The organism is Mangrovibacter plantisponsor (assembly GCF_003182475.1).
Lineage (GTDB): Bacteria > Pseudomonadota > Gammaproteobacteria > Enterobacterales > Enterobacteriaceae > Mangrovibacter > Mangrovibacter plantisponsor.
This window is the reverse complement of record NZ_QGTS01000003.1, coordinates 180,246-197,523: the sequence shown is the minus strand read 5'-3', so window position 1 is coordinate 197,523 and position 17,278 is coordinate 180,246. Positions and strand designations below refer to the sequence as shown.

16 protein-coding genes are annotated in these 17,278 nt (G+C 51.5%); 6 read left to right on the top strand and 10 right to left on the bottom strand.

The annotated features are described in order from the left end of the window. Positions 1 to 69 precede the first annotated feature (69 nt). Both DES37_RS05795 and DES37_RS05790 read right to left on the bottom strand, forming a co-directional pair. Entirely contained in the window at positions 70 to 2,037 is a 1,968-nt protein-coding gene (locus tag DES37_RS05795) for a peptidase U32 family protein (RefSeq protein WP_110025167.1), read from the bottom strand. A 90-nt stretch (positions 2,038 to 2,127) separates the two neighbouring features. Continuing rightward, a complete protein-coding gene (locus DES37_RS05790; protein WP_110025166.1) occupies positions 2,128 to 2,667 on the bottom strand; it encodes a helix-turn-helix domain-containing protein in 540 nt (179 codons plus the stop codon). Between the two features lie 96 nt (positions 2,668 to 2,763). On the opposite strand from DES37_RS05790, the gene DES37_RS05785 reads away from it, so the two are divergent. Next, the gene (locus DES37_RS05785; protein WP_110025165.1) at positions 2,764 to 3,948 is read left to right on the top strand and encodes a benzoate/H(+) symporter BenE family transporter; all 1,185 of its coding nucleotides are present in this window, start codon (positions 2,764 to 2,766) and stop codon (positions 3,946 to 3,948) included. On the opposite strand, the gene DES37_RS05780 is transcribed toward DES37_RS05785, so the two are convergent. Then, complete coding sequence (locus DES37_RS05780; RefSeq protein ID WP_245929994.1) at positions 3,897 to 4,793, bottom strand: AraC family transcriptional regulator; 897 nt, start codon at positions 4,791 to 4,793, stop codon at positions 3,897 to 3,899. The genes DES37_RS05785 and DES37_RS05780 overlap by 52 nt on opposite strands. A gap of 154 nt (positions 4,794 to 4,947) precedes the next feature. On the opposite strand from DES37_RS05780, the gene DES37_RS05775 reads away from it, so the two are divergent. Both DES37_RS05775 and DES37_RS05770 read left to right on the top strand, forming a co-directional pair. Further along, positions 4,948 to 5,850: a DMT family transporter gene (locus tag DES37_RS05775; protein WP_110025318.1), complete on the top strand. Its 903-nt coding sequence runs from the start codon at positions 4,948 to 4,950 to the stop codon at positions 5,848 to 5,850. 114 nt (positions 5,851 to 5,964) lie between these two features. After that, positions 5,965 to 6,387 carry a VOC family protein gene (locus DES37_RS05770; protein ID WP_036113006.1) on the top strand — a complete coding sequence of 141 codons (423 nt, stop codon included), beginning with the start codon at positions 5,965 to 5,967 and terminating at the stop codon, positions 6,385 to 6,387. Here DES37_RS05770 and tehB read toward each other — a convergent pair. After that, positions 6,353 to 6,943, bottom strand: coding sequence for a tellurite resistance methyltransferase TehB (gene tehB / locus DES37_RS05765; protein ID WP_036113003.1), 591 nt, complete (start codon positions 6,941 to 6,943; stop codon positions 6,353 to 6,355). The genes DES37_RS05770 and tehB overlap by 35 nt on opposite strands. Positions 6,944 to 7,023: 80 nt before the next feature. On the opposite strand from tehB, the gene DES37_RS05760 reads away from it, so the two are divergent. Then, positions 7,024 to 7,944 (top strand): LbetaH domain-containing protein, encoded by a 921-nt coding sequence (locus DES37_RS05760; RefSeq protein WP_110025164.1) that lies wholly within the window; start codon positions 7,024 to 7,026, stop codon positions 7,942 to 7,944. Between the two features lies 1 nt (position 7,945). Here the strand turns inward: DES37_RS05760 and rimL are convergent, their stop codons facing one another. Then, a complete protein-coding gene (gene rimL, locus DES37_RS05755; RefSeq protein WP_110025163.1) occupies positions 7,946 to 8,524 on the bottom strand; it encodes a 50S ribosomal protein L7/L12-serine acetyltransferase in 579 nt (192 codons plus the stop codon). Positions 8,525 to 8,785: 261 nt separating this feature from the next. Here rimL and hpxO point away from each other — a divergent pair, with 261 nt between their 5' ends. Next, complete coding sequence (gene hpxO, locus DES37_RS05750; RefSeq protein ID WP_110025162.1) at positions 8,786 to 9,943, top strand: FAD-dependent urate hydroxylase HpxO; 1,158 nt, start codon at positions 8,786 to 8,788, stop codon at positions 9,941 to 9,943. 67 nt (positions 9,944 to 10,010) lie between these two features. Here hpxO and DES37_RS05745 read toward each other — a convergent pair whose 3' ends face one another. The 3 genes from DES37_RS05745 to DES37_RS05735 form a co-directional block, all read right to left on the bottom strand. Next, complete coding sequence (locus DES37_RS05745; RefSeq protein ID WP_110025161.1) at positions 10,011 to 11,666, bottom strand: glucan biosynthesis protein D; 1,656 nt, start codon at positions 11,664 to 11,666, stop codon at positions 10,011 to 10,013. Between the two features lie 186 nt (positions 11,667 to 11,852). Then, on the bottom strand, positions 11,853 to 12,632 hold the full coding sequence (locus DES37_RS05740; RefSeq protein WP_110025160.1) for an ABC transporter substrate-binding protein: 780 nt from the start codon (positions 12,630 to 12,632) through the stop codon (positions 11,853 to 11,855). Between the two features lie 12 nt (positions 12,633 to 12,644). Continuing rightward, the gene (locus DES37_RS05735; RefSeq protein ID WP_036112985.1) at positions 12,645 to 13,814 is read right to left on the bottom strand and encodes a methionine aminotransferase; all 1,170 of its coding nucleotides are present in this window, start codon (positions 13,812 to 13,814) and stop codon (positions 12,645 to 12,647) included. 114 nt (positions 13,815 to 13,928) lie between these two features. On the opposite strand from DES37_RS05735, the gene DES37_RS05730 reads away from it, so the two are divergent. After that, positions 13,929 to 14,810, top strand: coding sequence for a LysR family transcriptional regulator (locus tag DES37_RS05730; protein ID WP_110025159.1), 882 nt, complete (start codon positions 13,929 to 13,931; stop codon positions 14,808 to 14,810). On the opposite strand, the gene DES37_RS05725 is transcribed toward DES37_RS05730, so the two are convergent. Both DES37_RS05725 and DES37_RS05720 read right to left on the bottom strand, forming a co-directional pair. Continuing rightward, the gene (locus DES37_RS05725) at positions 14,773 to 16,269 is read right to left on the bottom strand and encodes a carboxylesterase/lipase family protein (protein ID WP_425451687.1); all 1,497 of its coding nucleotides are present in this window, start codon (positions 16,267 to 16,269) and stop codon (positions 14,773 to 14,775) included. The genes DES37_RS05730 and DES37_RS05725 overlap by 38 nt on opposite strands. Beyond that, positions 16,244 to 17,191 carry a LysR family transcriptional regulator gene (locus DES37_RS05720; protein ID WP_110025158.1) on the bottom strand — a complete coding sequence of 316 codons (948 nt, stop codon included), beginning with the start codon at positions 17,189 to 17,191 and terminating at the stop codon, positions 16,244 to 16,246. The genes DES37_RS05725 and DES37_RS05720 overlap by 26 nt, the downstream gene beginning before the upstream one ends. Between the last annotated feature and the right edge of the window lie 87 nt (positions 17,192 to 17,278).

Sequence of the window (17,278 nt, the reverse complement as noted above, 5' to 3'; positions counted from 1 at the left end):
CTGTCACGATGATTCTCTGTAGACCTGTTGCCCCGGTACACGGGGCAACAGAGCCCAACAGCCTGAAAATTACCGCCCTTTCCGCCCTGGCAATGTTTTCATTAACTCTTCCGGTGTCACTGATGCCACCACACTGCCCGGCAACGGCATTTTCATAATGTGGTTTTTCATTTTGCCAATGACATGCATTTCACAGGGTTTACAGTCAAATTTCAGGGTCAGCACTTCATCCTGATGCACCAGTTGCATGGGGGTGGCCCGCCCTTTAACACCCTGCACGCCTTTGGCCTGTTTTGGGCACAAGTTAAACGCAAAACGCAGGCAGTGTTTGGTGATCATTACCGGTACATCACCTTTCTCTTCGTGGGCCTCGTACGCCGCATCAATCAGTTTAACCCCGTAGCGGTGGTAAAAATCCCGGGCTTTATGGTTGTACACGTTGGCAAGAAAAGTCAGGTGTGATTCAGGATAAACTGGTGGTGGAACGCTCACCGGTTTACGGCTGCCGCGCGGGTAATTTGCCATGCGGGCATCGGTTAACATGCAGATGGTTTCACGGCGTAACTGGTTCAGTACGCTGTTGGGTACAAACAATGGGGCTGCTAAAGCCAGGTTCACTTCCCGTGGGTAATAACACGTCTGCCCCAGTTTAGCCACGCCATCATGAAGCTGGCTTTGCGCTTTTTCCGGGTTATTTGCAATATCAAACTGACCATCCAGGGTATGCGTTACACTTACGCCATCTTCGCTGGTTGCGGTTAGTACCAGTTGTTCCTGCCAGCCACTTAATTCCAGGTCTACTGCAATACGCCGTTCGCTGGAAGTTTTAAGTAAAGCCTGTTGCCAGTTATGATCCAGGTTACGGTTGAGTGGGTGATGAGGGCGGATTTTATGTAAATCAGCAGGCATTTCATTCGGCCAGACCCGATAACGCCCTTCTCCCGTTTTCTCAACGGTATTCACCCGGAAACCCACTACCTCGCGTTTGATCATGACATTCAGGCCATCGCCGTTAGCCAGAGGTTCACTGGTTTCCACATCGAGGTGTTTTGCCGCTACACCCAGCACTTCACCAACAGGCAAGCCAATAAATTTGGGTGAATCAAAAGCGCCAATATCCTGTTTACGTTGGTTCACAAAATAGTCTGTGCTGCCGCGGTGAAAAGTTTTATCTGGAGACGGAATAAAAAAGTGTTCAGTGCGCCCGGCAGAAGCACGAGCAAGATCGCTACGCGACTCAATAATGTTATCCAGCAACTGGCGATAATAAGCGGTTATGTTTTTCACATAACTCATGTCTTTATAACGCCCTTCGATTTTAAAAGAGCGCACACCCGCGTTGATTAACGCTTCCAGGTTGGCGCTTTGGTCGTTATCTTTCATCGAAAGCAGGTGTTTTTCATAAGCAACTACCCGGCCCTGGTCGTCTTTCAGGGTATAAGGCAGACGACAGGCCTGGGAACAGTCCCCGCGGTTAGCACTGCGCCCGGTTTGCGCATGAGAAATGTTGCACTGCCCGGAGTACGCTACGCACAACGCGCCATGAATAAAAAACTCAATGGTGGCATCGGTATTTTCATGAATATCGGCAATCTGGTTGAGATTCAGTTCACGCGCCAGAACGATTTGTGAGAAACCGGCATTACCTAAAAAGCGGGCTTTATCCACACTGCGAATATCGCACTGAGTGCTGGCATGCAGCTCAATGGGGGGAATATCCAGCTCAAGGATCCCCATATCCTGAACAATCAGGGCATCCACCCCGGCCTGATACAGGTCAGTAATCAGCTTTTGTGCGCCAGCCAACTCATTGTCATGCAGAATAGTATTCAGTGTCACAAACACTTTGGCACCAAACTGGTGGGCAAAAGGAACCAGTTCAGCAATATCTTTCAGGCTGTTAGATGCGTTATGGCGTGCCCCGAAGTCCGGGCCGCCAATATAGACCGCATCAGCGCCATGCAGAATGGCTTCGCGGGCTATTTCGGCATCACGTGCCGGGCTGAGCAGTTCAAGTTTATGAGTTTGCAGGCGCATAATTGTCTTATTCAGGTTTATTGAAAGGCGGCTATTGTAGTCAGATTCGGGTACGAGCAAAACCGCTTTTCACGGGAAAGTCGCTCTGTTTTAAACCGTAGACGATGGATAGTGAATCAGCGACTGAAATACCGTGGTTATAGCGCTATGGTTAGCATAACTGTGGGGAACATCTGCAATAAAGCGCCATGCCTCACCGGCGGTGAGTGTGTGCCATTGCCCATCAACACACAACGATAATTCGCCTGTAAGAACAACCACATGTTCAATAACACCCTGTTCATGGGGGCTGGAGTCACTTTGTGCTCCTGGTGCCAGTGTAATGCTGAACATATCGAAACGTAATACCGGGTCATATGGGAAAAGTGGTGTTACTACCATTGCCTGCTGCTGGGCATCATAGACAGGCCGTTCACTGCCTGGCGTGGTGATAAAACGCGACAACGGCACATTCAGACCAGTGGCAATTTTCCACAGCGTGGCAACTGTCGGGCTGGATTCGTTGCGCTCAATTTGCCCCAGCATAGCTTTTGATACACCCGTTTTCTCTGCGGCTTGTGCCAGGCTCCACCCGCGTTGCTGACGTAGCTGTTTCAGCGTTGATGACAACCAGGCTGCTATATCATCCATAAGTTTCTCCTGTGTGGCCGGTAAGTATAGCGCCTTGTGCGTTATAACGCACGGTGATATAGTCCGGACGTTATAACGCACAATACAGGAGCCGCTATGAGGCACACATCCCTTCCGTTCCCCACGTTAATGTCCGGTTTTGTCGCAGTATTAGTTGGCTATGCCAGTTCTGCTGCCATTATCTGGCAGGCGGCGACCGCGGCTGGCGCCACGCCTGACCAAATTGCGGGCTGGATGACCATGCTGGGAATTGCGATGGGGGCCAGTTCGTTAATTTTATCCTGCTGGTACCGTATTCCGGTGCTGACAGCCTGGTCCACCCCGGGTGCGGCATTACTGGCAACCAGCCTGCATGGGCTGACCATCAATGATGCTATTGGCGTTTTTGTGTTTGCCAACTTGCTGATTGTTTTGTGCGGCGTAACCGGCCTGTTTGCCCGGTTAATGCAAATTATTCCTCACAGCCTGGCTGCCGCGATGCTGGCCGGTATTTTATTGCGCTTCGGGCTGGATGCCTTTGCTAACCTGCAAGGCCACCTGGCGTTAACCGGCACAATGTTAGCCTGCTGGGTCATAGCCCGCCGTATCGCGCCACGCTATGCCATTGTGTTCACCCTGGTTGCCGGGCTGGTTATTTGTGCCATGACCGGCAGTATAAATACCCGGCATATTGATACCCATTTTGTTATACCGCAGTGGGTAACGCCCCACTTCTCTCTTTCTGCTCTGCTGGGGGTTGGTGTGCCTTTCTTTTTGGTCACCATGGCATCTCAAAATGCACCGGGTGTGGCTACCATGAAAGCATCCGGTTACCACCTGCCTGTTTCATTACTGATGGTGGTTACCGGCGGGTTGTCGCTGCTGCTGTCGCCATTCGGGGTGTTCTCTGTATGTATCGCCGCAATTACTGCCGCGATTTGCCAAAGCCCGGAGGCACACCCTGACGCACAACAACGCTGGAAGGCATCAGCCACGGCTGGGGTATTTTACCTGCTTGCCGGGTTATCTGGTGCCACTATTACCTCATTGATGGCCGCCGTACCCGAGGCCTGGATCCAGACGCTTGCCGGATTAGCATTGTTGGGCACTATCAGTGGGAGCCTGGTTCAGGCACTGAATATCCCCCATCAACGTGACGCCGCGATTATTACTTTTTTAATTACCGCCAGCGGGGTAACACTTGGCGGTGTGGGGAGTGCATTTTGGGGGCTGGTTGCCGGTGGCGTATGCTATGCCTGCCTGGCACCTAAAGCACGCATAGCGGAAGGTGTACAGCCATAAACAGCGCGGAAACGGTTTGAAAAATGGCTTGAAGAACTAAAACCACACTGCAGGGCGATATCGGTAAGCGGTAATTGCCCTGCTTTCACCAGTTGTTCGGCTTTGATCATTCGGCGCTGCATTACATACTGATGCGGCGCAACACCAACCGACTGGCGGAACATGCGCGCAAAATGAAATTCGCTGAGCCCTGCCTGTGCTGCCAGCTTATCCAGAGTAATAGATGTATCAAGGTGATGTTCAATCCATTCCATTGTCTGGCGTAGCACCACTGGCGCCAGCCCGCCTTTTACAGGAGGTAATTTCCACTGAACGGTACTGTAATGCTGCACAATATGGGTGAGCAGCAATGTAGACGCAGTACTGAGCACCAGGTGGTTTGCCTGTTCCCCCCAGGCGTTATTAAGCAAAAACTGGCGGTAAAGTTGGGTAATCTGGGCATCTTCGGCAAACGTCCGTTCATCCAGTTGAATACTGGCCGGGCTGCGGTCCCAAATCTCTTCCGCGATTGTGCGTAAATGCGTATCGGTACAATAAAGGTGGACAAACGAAAGGGCTGCCCGCACATCCCAGGTGGATTCACTCTGTTCTGGCATCAGGCAAAATCTGTCTGGCCCGCCGCCATTTTTCCAGCCCTGGCGTGTTTTGTGGTAGGTTTCGTATCCGTCTGCCACATACAAACTCAGTGTATGGTGGTCACTCATCTGCGTGATAGTGTCATGCTTATTTGACCAGGATGCCAGTTGCACCCCGGAGTTAAGCTGCACACTGTCGTGTAATACTGCCTTGTGCTGGCGCAAGTTTTCAAATGCGTGGTAGCCCATATCGCCCTGCCATTGCTTCATCTGTTTGACAGTCTACGGTGGCAATTTCTCCTCTGCCAGCCATTACCGGAAAAAAAAGCGCAAGAATATGCAAGTGCACCACAACCCGCTGCAAGCCGCTTTGCGCAGGCCACGGCACACTACTGGTTACTTTTTCAGGGTAATGAGGCTGGTTATGAACGCAGTACTGTATATTTTGGTCGTTGTTATTTGGGGAACTACCTGGATTGCCATTGCCATGCAACAAGGGCCGGTCGCTGTACCCGTTTCTATTTTCTGGCGGTTTGCTGTGGCTTGTGCCGTGTTATGGCCAGTGATGTTGATGACCCGCCGCCTGAAATCTATGCACAAAGAAGACCATTTATTCTGCCTGCTACAAGGGTGCTGTGTTTTCGGTTTCAACTTCTTCTGCTTCTACCATGCAGCCGCCTGGATAACCAGTGGGCTGGAATCAGTGATTTTCTCTATGGCCGTACTGTTTAATGCAGTGAACAGTTTTCTGTTTTTTGGCCAGCGCCCGGCACCGCGTTTTTATGCTGCCGCGCTACTCGGACTGGTGGGTATGGTGGTGTTGTTCTGGGACGATGTAGTAGGCCAGACGCTATCCCTGACGCTACTTGGTGGTATTGGGTTAAGCGCACTGGGTACCTATGGTTTCTCGCTGGGAAATATGATCAGTGCCCGCCACCAGAAACGTGGGCTGGATACACTCACTACCAACAGCTGGGCTATGCTGTACGGTACGCTGGTGATGGGAGCAATTGGCCTGTTCAGTGGCAGCCATTTTATGCCTGAATGGGATACCCGTTATATTAGCGCACTGCTTTATTTGGGGATTTTTGGTTCAGTGATTGCATTTGGTGCTTATTTTACGTTGGTTGGGCGTATTGGCCCGGCAAATGCGGCCTGGAGTACCCTGCTGTTTCCCCTGGTGGCATTAACTATTTCAACCGTTTTTGAAAATTACCAGTGGAAAAGTAATGCGGTTATTGGCCTGGTTCTGATCCTTGCGGGCAACCTGGTGATGTTTGTGCCGGTCAATAAATTACGTGCCGGGTTGCGGCTGAAGAGCGCCTGACACCCGAAGTAGCAGGAAAAGTGTGGCGCGTGTAACACAAAGGCACTTTTGACAACACAGGCAAACCAGAAACTGCAACACTGCATAAAGTACTGTCAATAAAGGGCCTTCACAATGAACACGCCACATTTACGCATTGCCAGACCGGTTACCTCTCTGACACAAAGTGAAACGCTCTACTGTACAGGGCTTGGGTTGGAGGTAACGGGGCGATTCAGTGAGCATAATGGTTTTAGTGGCATTATGCTGTCGCTCCCGCAGGCTGCATGGCACCTTGAGTTTACAGTGTGCCACCGCCACCCTGTTATACCTGCACCCGGGAGCGAGGACTTACTGGTTCTCTATTACCCGGACCCAACCAGCTGGCGGCAGCGCTGCGAAAAAATGCGCCTTGCCGGTTTTAATGCCATTAACAGTTACAACCCTTATTGGGACCATCACGGGCAGACGTTTATAGACCATGATGGCTACCGCACTGTTATTCAGCAAAGCGCATGGCCGGTTACACCTTCTGAGCAAGCAGCGTCGCAAATCTGAGTTTAATGCGGTTCCCGTTGCTGTCAGTTTTATGCAATTCCCCCACATCTTCATTGTATTTATGCAGGTTCCAGCCTGCATAATACGCCGCCAGCTCACCTTCTTTGAAGGTAAAAGGGAAGCCAACGGAACATGGGAAATCAGCGGTACTCATTGCTGAGACAATTAAATTCAACCCACCCGGGCGTGTAGCTTCCTGCATCTGGTTAATCAGCCGTGGAATAGTCGCAGGCTCAAGGAACATCATAACCACTGTTGATAACAATAAATCATATGCGCCGTGAAAACTGACCTGGTTCAGGTCAGCCACTGCTGCTTCGAGATTCCCCAGTTTTTCCTGCCGGGCAATACGCTGCAGGTTTTCTATGCTGGCAACGTTTTTGTCCCAGGCCTGAACCTGGTGCCCTGCATCTGCCAGGTAAAGGCTGTTGCGCCCGTTACCACAGCCCAGGTCCAGCACCTGGCTGTGGGGTGTCAGCCGGTTAACAGCACTTCGCAGTTCAGAGTGAGGTAAAGTCAGCCCGTAATTTTCATGAAAATAGTTTTCTGTGCGCATGGTTTTCTCCTGCCACCGCCGGTAACCAGTGGCAAAGCCTTTATCGTCTGCCAAAATTAATACAATAACCGGAGATGATAATGAAAAAATACCAGTTGAGCGACCAATCCCGCACGCTTATTTCGCCACAGGGAGAAAGCATCACCCTGTTTCAGATACGTGCATTGGCGCACTTTGGTTCGGTATGCGCAGGCCAGTTGGGCGGCTGGGTAGAAGGGCCAGACAACCTGAGTCAGCAAGGTAGCGCCTGGCTTGAAGAACAAGTTGAAGTCTTTGGTGGTGCACAAGTGAGTGGTGATGCGCAAATTCTTGGCCTCAGCCGGTTAACGGGTAAGCTGAATGTGACAGCAAGCGCGCGGGTAAAAGATTGCCAGATAGATGGCCCGGCGCTTATTAGCGGGGAAGCGCAACTGTACGACACCCGCATCATAGCCTGTTTGGGATTTACCGCAGACCCTGACCAAATCCTTACTGTCAGCGGCAATGCGCATATCAGGCGGAGTTTACTGGCTCACCAGGTGTGTGTCTGCGGGCATGCATATATTGATTTTGGTTTTCTTGAACACCGGGCTTGTGTCAGTGGGTATGCCATTATTCAGGGGAACGATAACTGTAATGTCTGGCTGTGTGACAATACCAGTGTGAGTGACCATGCCCGTATTGTTGCCGGGCAGGATCCAGATGCTATCCCTGTTTTGCGCGGGCGTGCGCGGGTTGCTGATTATGCGGTGGTTGAAGGCAACTGTGTTCTGTCCGGCTGTGTGGCTCTGCTTGATTACGCAAACCTGCACGGCGGCCCGGTAGTATTATGCGACCATGTCACCGTTCGGGGGCACGGGCGTATTGCGGGAAATGTTCGCCTGGAGAATGCCACAGAACTCCGGGATAACGCCTGTATTGAAACCTGGGATAACGAAACCGTTTTATTGCGCGACTCAAAAATACTGACAGGTGACCAGCGCATCACCCGCGCCAGCCCTTTCCTGCCTTTTGAGTGTTAATTTATTCTGCTTTGTTCGCCTGGCTGGCATCAATAATCCGCCCGTAGATGTTCTGGTCGTGATATTCGCCATTAAGAAATTCTGCTTCACGCAACCGGCCTTCAAGAGTGAAACCATTACGCCGGGCAACCTGGTTGCTGGCCGTGTTGGTTACAATGCATTTAATAACAAAGCGGCGTACCAGCCCTTCACGGGCATATTTCATCATCATTGCGTTTAACGAACGGGACAAAATACCTTTACCCTGAGCCGCTTCGTCCAGCCAGTAGCCAATATAGGCAGCTTTATTTGTTGGTTCTATCAGGTTAAAAGACACCACACCAACCAGTTTTGACTTACTCAGAATCATAAACATTTTGGTGATATTGCGGTGGTGCAACAGATAATTACCCTGAACCGTTTTCACGGTATCTTCCCGTGCATTGACAAATTGCGGCCAGTTCATACTTTGTTGCAGCCAGTCTTTGTTACGCAGAATCAGTTCAAACAGAGGATCAACAAAGCGTTCATGAACTGAATGCAATTGAATATGCGAATCCACAGAAATCACTTCATCCTGCCATGATTGGGGCGTATTCACAGGTATACCTCTTTTCTTTTCACTATTTTCAAAGACTAAGGGATTCTTAATGAAAAGTCTTGCGCTTTATCTGCCCCTTTATTGTGCGCAATTGCTGTTATTGCACCACAAGCAGGCAATGCCAGGCCCTGCAACTCTCTGCCATGATTGTAGTTATGTTGTTGAAACCATTGATGCGCTATGTAACTAAAGTTTCAATCATGCGATAACCGAACCTGGTACAGAAATTGCAAAATTTCTGTTACAGAACAGGAGACAAGCATGAAAGCAGTCATAATTGGTGGTGGCATTGGCGGGTTATCCGCAGCGATTGCGCTGAAACGTTGCGGCATCGAAACCGAGGTGTATGAAGCCGTAAAAGAAATTAAACCTGTTGGTGCAGCAATTTCAATCTGGCCAAACGGGGTAAAATGCCTGAATTATCTTGGCCTGCATGAAAATATCACCGCCCTTGGCGGCAATATGGCATACCTCGCCTACAATGACGGGCACAGTGCAACTACCCTCACCCGTTTCAGTCTGTCGCCGCTGGTTCAGGCGGTGGGTGAGCGGCCCTATCCTGTAGCGCGCGCAGAATTACAAAACATGTTGCTGGAGCAATATGGCAAAGACGCAGTGCAATTCGGTAAACGGGTTACCCATATAGAAGAACAGCAAGATGGTGTTTGTGCCTGGTTTGAAGACGGGCACAAAGCAACGGGTGACCTGCTGATTGCAGCCGATGGCACCCACTCGGTTATCCGTAACTGGGTACTGGGTTACCAGACGGAACGCCGTTATGCGGGTTATGTAAACTGGAACGGACTGGTTGATATTGATGAAACTATTGCTCCGGCAGACCAGTGGACCACTTTTGTTGCAGAAGGGAAACGCGTTTCCCTCATGCCGGTTGCCGGTAACCGTTTTTACTTCTTCTTCGATGTCCCTTTACCCAAAGGGCTGGACGAAGACAGAGATACTCTCAGGGGCGATCTTAAACGCTATTTTTCTGGCTGGTGCCCGCCAGTTCAAAAGCTGATTGATACACTGGACCCGCAAACCACTAACCGCATAGAAATTCACGACATCGAGCCATTTATGCAACTGGTACGTGGCCGGGTGGCGCTGTTAGGTGATGCCGGGCACAGTACCACTCCGGATATTGGCCAGGGCGGTTGTGCGGCGATGGAAGATGCGGTGGTGCTCGCAATTGCCCTGCAAACCAACTCGCTGGGAATTGAAGATGCTCTGCAGCGGTACCAGGAAAAACGCAATGAGCGGGTAAAAGACCTGGTTCTGAAAGCACGTAAACGATGCGATGTGACACACGGTAAGGATCAACAGGCAACACATGCCTGGTATGATGAACTGAAAACGGAAACCGGAGAGCGCATTATGGCGGGAATTGAAGATACCGTGATGGGCGGCCCGTTGGCCTGACCCTGCTTTAATTATAAAAAAACCGCGCAGGCAGCAAACCTTGCGCGGTTTTTTTTACCCCGCGGTATTAACGCATTTGGCGTTCATCAACATATTTGCGTTTATCTGGTGCTGGCGGGAAATACTGGTAAAGCCAGGTTTCACTAATGGCTTTCCCCTGGCAACGCAGGAACATGCGCATTTCTACCGGGTCTACGGAATCAGAATTTGGATACCAGTCGAACAGGATACGGTAGCCATCAAATGGCTCAACGTACAGGATTTCTACCTGACGCGCTTCACCACTGGACAACGTGATAACTGGCTCAATGCCTTTAGGCGCAGCATCTTTCAGGTCTCCACCAACGAAATCGATGGCAAAACGGCGGGACCATTTTTCCGGGAAGTGTTCACCAGGTGCCCAGCCTTCCGGGAAGCTCCCCATACCTGTGCGGGTTGCATAGACTCGCGCCATATTGGTGTGATAAGGCGGCTCCCCGCTCCAGTACAAACGGTACTGGAAGTTCAGTGTGTCACCTGCTTTGACCGGTTTTTCCGGCTGCCAGAAACACACGATATTATCCAGCGTTTCACCTGTTGTTGGGATCTCCATCAGGCAAACATGGCCTTTCCCCCAGGCATTGCGCGGTTCAACCCACAGGCTTGGGCGTTTGTTATACCAGCCCATTACATCCTGGTAGCTTTCGAAGCGGTGGTCGAGTTGTAACAACCCAAAACCTTTCGGGTTTTCGTCCATAAATGCGTTGAACTGCAGGCGTTGCGGGTTATTGAGTGGGCGGCAAATCCACTCACCATTACCACGCCACATAGACAGGCGGTCTGAGTCATGAATTTGTGGGTGAATGGTGTCGCACATTTTGCGTTCATTAGTGCCGCAACTGAACATACTGGTCATTGGGGCTATCCCCAGTTGCCTGATGTCCTGGCGTGCATACAGGTGATTTTCGACTTCCATAATCACCTGGGTTTCTTCGCACTGAATGGTAAATTTGTAAGCGCCAGTAGCACTTGGGCTGTCCAGCAAGGCATATACCACAAAAGTGGTGTCGCTGGCTTTGGGGGTTTCAAACCAGAATGCCGTAAAATCAGGAAACTCTTCTGGTTTATCTGTAAAGGTATCAATTGCCAGTCCACGGGCAGACAGGCCATATTGCCAGGTGTTGTCTACTGCACGGAAATAGCTCGCCCCAAGGAATGAAACCACATCACGACGTGCCAGTTCAGGTGCTTTAAACACTTTAAAACCTGCGAAGCCAAGGTCTGGCTGCCCTTCCAGTTGGCTGACATCCACGCCGGCATCGTGGTAGTTGAATAAATCCGGGCGGAAATGCACTTCCCTGGCCTGGTGGGTTGCCGGGTCGAGAGAGAACATTCTTACCCGGCGGCGAAAACCCATGCCTACGTGGAAAAACTGTACATCCAGTTGGCGGTCTTCAATGTTGTGCCACAAAGAATGCGCTGCATCATACTGAATGCTGTTGTATGCCTGAGGCGTTAAATCGGCCAGCGTTTTCGGCAACGGACGAGGTGCGCCACCCCAGGCCTTTTGCGCCAAATCATGGGCCATAGACTGCAACACGGAAAAATCGAAAGTGCGGGTACTGCCATCCGCAATTCCTGACTCTTGTGCCCACGCAGCGCGCGAGAAGAAAGTGGCAAGTGCCGGAGTGCCACAGGCAGCAGCCAGCGCCATAGAAGCTTTTATAAAACGTCTGCGATTCATGCCGGATTCATCGTCCTTTTTGTCAGGATAGTAGCGTTAAGTTAACGGGCATTCCCACTATGCACTTAAGCCCGTTGCCATGACACTCTAGACAAAATTTATTGTGAATCCAACAACACAACGCTGCGACCCGCACGAGCGCCTGTTTTTCAGACATGTCTCCCTGAGGTCGCAGCAAAAACGGTGTTATTTCACACTCACGTCAATACCAGGGAAATATTTTTTCGCCAGGGTGGTGACGGTGCCATCGGCCTGTAATTTGCTGATAGCCGCATCCAGGCGTGTTTTCGTTTCGGCATCGCCTTTGCGCAGGCCAAAACCAATCCCACTCCCCAAAATTTTGTCATCACTGACCGGCTTGCCGATAAAGCCAAAACCTTTACCCTGAGGCTTGCTCAGGAACCCGGCCTGGCCTGCCGCAGACATTACCAGTGAGGCATCAATACGGCCATTAAGTAAATCGGCCCATGCCATGTTCTGGTCTTTATATGAAACAACAGTTACACCCTGTTTTTCCCAGTGCTCTTTGGCATAAACTTCCTGGATAGAACCTTGCAATACACCAATGGTTTTACCTTTCAGAGATGCCACTGTTGCATCCATCCCACTGCCTTCTTTACCTACCAGTTGGGTTGGTATCCGGTAAATTGGGTGAGTGAAGTCGATGCTTTTTTCACGCTGCTCCGTGATATTCATTGCGGAGTTAATGGCGTCGAATTTTTTTGCCATCAGGCCCGGTATCAGGGCATCAAATGACGTTTCCACCCATTCGCATTTCAGTTTTGCCGTTTGGCAAACAGCTTTGCCCAGGTCGATATCAAACCCTTCCAGCTGGCCTGCAGCATTGCGGCTTTCAAACGGTGGGTATTCAGCTTCCAGCCCAAAACGCAGCGTGTTTTCTGCAGCAATAGCAGATAAAGAAGATAACAACCCAGCGGCTAATAACAGTGATGTGATTTTTTTCATGAATAACCCTGCTTAACGTGGCTTAACCTGGCATAACGCCTGTGCGCCTGCCTTTAATGTCGCATCGTCTTTCGCAAAAGAGAGGCGAATCAGTTTATTGTCTGTACCATCGGTGTAAAACGCAGATAACGGAATGGCAGCTACACCATGCTCCACAATCAGACGTTTTACCATCTCGCTGTCGGGTTCGTCACTAAAATGCCCGTAACTGGCGAGCATAAAGAATGACCCGGCACTCGGTAATAATTTGAAGGGTGAATCGGCCAGCAAAGACTGGAGTAAATCGCGCTTACGCTGGTAAAACGGCCCCAGGCTTTGCCAGGTGACCGGGTTCGTCATGTAGTCGGCAAAGGCATACTGCATTGGGGTGTCTGCCGCAAACATTAAGAACTGGTGCACTTTGACTATCTCGTCCATCAATACTTTTGGCGCAACACAGTACCCTACGCGCCAGCCTGTAACGTGGAACGTTTTGCCAAACGAAGAAATAATGACACTGCGCTCTGCCAGGCGTGGGTGGGTAGCCATACCGTGGTGGCGTGCACCATCAAAAACGATATGCTCATACACTTCATCTGCCAGCAAAATGATATCGGTACCCTGGGTCAAACGAACCAGTTCGCTCAAATCTGACTCACTCAGCACCTGGCCACTCGGGTTGTGCGGAGTATTGATAATTATCATGCGGGTACGGCTGTTTATCGCGGCCGACACTTCATCCCAGTTAATCCGGAAATCAGGCTGAGTCAGTTTGACGGCAACAGGTGTTGCCCCCTGCAAACGCACTACCGGCGCATAGCTGTCGAAGGAGGGTTCAAAGTAAATTACTTCATCGCCCGGGTGAACCAGGCCACTGATAGCAGAGTAGATCCCTTCACTGGCGCTGGCAGTGACCAGCACTTCATCTGCGGCATCATAATGCTGGCCATAAGCCAGTGCGACTTTTTCACTAATCAGTTGTTTGAGAAGAGGTAAACCCGTCATTGGAGCGTACTGGTTACGGTTTTCCTTCATCGCTTTTGTTACGCCATCGACCAGTGCCGGGTCACACGGAAAGCCTGGCGCACCCTGGGAAAGGTTAATAGCATTGTGCTGGGATGAAAGTTGCCCAATTACGGTAAAAATGGTGGTACCTACATCCGGCAGTTTTGACTTGCACTGTACCGGGGATTGCATGGACATGGCTGCTCCTGTGATAGCTACGAATTGCATAACTATTCAAGCGGTACGGCATTGCAAGCACAACCGAATTGTTGTCATAATAGCCATGCAAAAATTGCATAGCTGGAGATGTGTATGCCCCGCCATTCCCTGCCACTGAATGCGCTTGAAGCCTTTATTGTTACCGCCCGGCACCTTAACCTGACTCATGCAGCGAAAGAGCTTTACCTGACTCAGGGCGCAGTAAGCCGCAAAATTGCCTCACTGGAAAACTGGTTTGGCTTCGCGTTATTTGAACGCCACGCCCGGGGTTTGCACCTGACTCCTCGGGGGAAAGCGCTGCTCCCGGAACTTGAACAGGCCTTCAGGCAAGTGCATATAGTAGCTGAGCAGGCACGCCAGAAACCGCAATCAGTACGCCTTAAAGCGCCAACCTGCGCTATGCGCTGGTTATTGCCCAACCTTCTTGCCATTGAACACCACCACCCGGATCTGGATGTGGTGTTAACCACCACAACCGATCACGGCATTAATTTCCATGCCGAACCCTTCGACGCTGCGATTGAATATGGGAAAGCTGAACGTGGTGAATTACTGTTTGATGAGTGCCTGACTCCGGTAGTAAGCCCGGTGCTGGCAAAACAACTGGCAGCACAACCTGAAAGCTTATCCCGCCTGACATTTTTACACCCCACCCGGGATAAAACTGACTGGTTATTGTGGTGGAACAGCCAGCCCCGCCCCTGGCCGGTAATGCGTAAAAACCAGCACTTCGATACCATGGATCTGGCTATCAGCGCCGCAATTCAGGGCTTTGGTGTTGCAATTGCCGATGAACACCTTGTTGCTGCGGATATTAATGCCGGGCGGCTGGTGCGGCTGTCTGAACAGGCAGTTCCTACGGGGGCGGCATACCGCCTGGTGTTGCGCAAGCCTGGTAGCGAAGCAGGCAATTTAAACGACTTCCGCCAGGCGTTACTTAGTCCAGATTTACATGGTGTTTCATCACCCGTTTAAACAACCGCAGGCGCAAAGGCATAAACCAGCGACGATGGCGAAAACCAAACTGCCGCCGCTGGCCAATTTGTAAAACGCCTTGTGCCGGCCAGGCGACCGGCCCGGCAAGAGCATGCGCTTCTCCATTCTTCTGGCTGGCGAATGCGGCCCAGTAATCAGCAAGAATAGCGGCAACTCTTTGGTCTGCCCCAGTAGTGGTTATCATGGTTGCCAGCGTATCAAACACATAAGCAACTTCATTACCGTGCGACGCGCCAAAAGGCAGGCTGTCCCGTTCACCTTCACTGACATAATCGAACCAGTAACGCCAGCAAGCCTGGCCTGCTCTCTTTTGTGCATCACTGATAATCAGGCCCAGTGTGGTAAACGCCATATCACGGCAAACCTCGCGCCCGAGCACATCATCCTGTAAAGCATGCGGGTAAAGCGTGCGTATCAGGGCAAGTCCGCCCCGGTGAGTTTTGCGCATCTGGCGGATTTGTTGTGCGGCATCCACGCCAAACACAGAGAGCACGCTGGCTTCATCGCTGTTACTTCCTACAATGACCGGTACCGGATGCTGCCTGCCATCCATAAAGCAGTCCAGTGCCGGTTGGGGTAGCACAATATCACCACTTATTGGCACAGGTGCTGGTGAATAAGGTGCGGCCAGAGGCCAGAAGGCATCGCCCGGTAATTCTCGCAGCTGTTCAGTAGTGGCGTGTTTTAACCCCAGAACTGCCGCTACTTGTTCACCATTGTGTAATGCCTCTGGCCGTGGAGTGTCTGGTAACGTGTAACCGCTTTGAATTATCGCCCGGTGAAATAACCCGCTGGCAAGGGGTGAGGCCATCAGTGACATCACACTTCGTGCTCCTGCAGATTCGCCGAACAACGTTACCTGCTGTGCATCACCACCAAAAGCCGCGATGTTCTCCCTGACCCAGTTCAGTGCCGCAATTTGGTCAAGTAAACCAAAGTTGTGTAACGGGCCTCGGGGGTCTTCCCCGTCTAACGCCGGGTGGGCAAAAAAACCGAGATGTCCAAGGCGGTAATTCACGGTAACCAGGATGACACCGCGCCGGGTTAAACCGTGGCCTTCATAAGGCGGCAGCCCACCGGCGCCAATGGTAAAACCGCCGCCATGCAGCCAGACCATAACCGGCAAAGGATGCGCGGGCGGTGTTGCCGGAGCCCAGATATTTAAATACAGGCAGTCTTCACTAAAACTACCCGGGTCCCCGCCACCCAGTTCGCGGCAGTATTCTTCACTCTGCCAACTGGCCGGGCCATATATATATGCCTGTTTTATTCCCTGCCAGCCGGAAGGTGGTTGAGGTGCCCGCCAGCGCAATTCCCCAACAGGTGGTCTGGCATAAGGAACACCACGCCATACCCGAGCACCCGCTTCACACTTCCCTTCAAGCAATCCGTTGGTTGTCATAACCTGACAATTATCCACTGAGTGTGCCAGTATCATGTTTCCCGCTTTCCCTTTCATACGCATTTAGTTCATGAATAAAATCAATAAAGGCCCGCAATGGCGCAGGCACCAGGCGGCGGTCCGGGTAATAGAGCCACGGGCCGCTGAATTCAGGCCACCAGGGCTCCAGCACCGGCTTGAGTTCGCCACGGGCGATTGCCGGGGCCAGCCAGTCTTCGAAAAGCATAATAATTCCCGCGCCTTTAATCGCTGCATCCACAGCCAGGTCAACTGCGGCACCGATGCTGACGACCAGGGGGCCTTTTACCTGAACCCGCACTGTTTCATCGCCTTTGTGAAATTCCCAGTCTGAAATAACTCCACTATGGTAGCGGCAACGAATACAGCGGTGTTGCATTAATTGCGTCGGGTGTTCGGGCTGGCCTGCAAGCGCCAGGTACTCAGGTGAGGCCACTACCGCGAACCGTTGTGTGCGTGGCCCAAAGGGAACGGCAATCATATCCTGTGCCAGGCTCTCTTCATAACGGATCCCGGCATCACAACCGGCACTGAAAATATCAACCAGGTTACTTTCAGCGATGATGTCTACGTCAATCTCCGGGTAACGGGCGAGAAATGCCGGAATAATACCTGGCAGGATCAGCCGGGCGGCACTTACGGGTACGTTCAGGCGCAATGTGCCACGGGGGGTATGGCGAAAACCGTTGATTTTATCCAGCGCAGTTTCGACTTCATCCAGCGCCGGGCGCAAGTTTTCAACCAAAGCGCGCCCTGCTTCAGTCAGGGCGACTGTGCGGGTAGTTCGGTTGAACAAACGCACACCCAGTTGTTGTTCTGCTCGCCGTACTGCATCACTGAGCCGCGACGGATTAGTGTTGAGATTACGGGCTGCTTCACGAAAACCGCCCGCCCTTGCAACAGCAACCACCGCCTGCAGGTCGTTCAAATCATATGCCATTGTGCGGATTTCCGTACATAGTGTCGTGATTAACTGGAATAGTCGCACAAGACTGGCTTGCCTACAATTCAGAGTACACTAACAGGA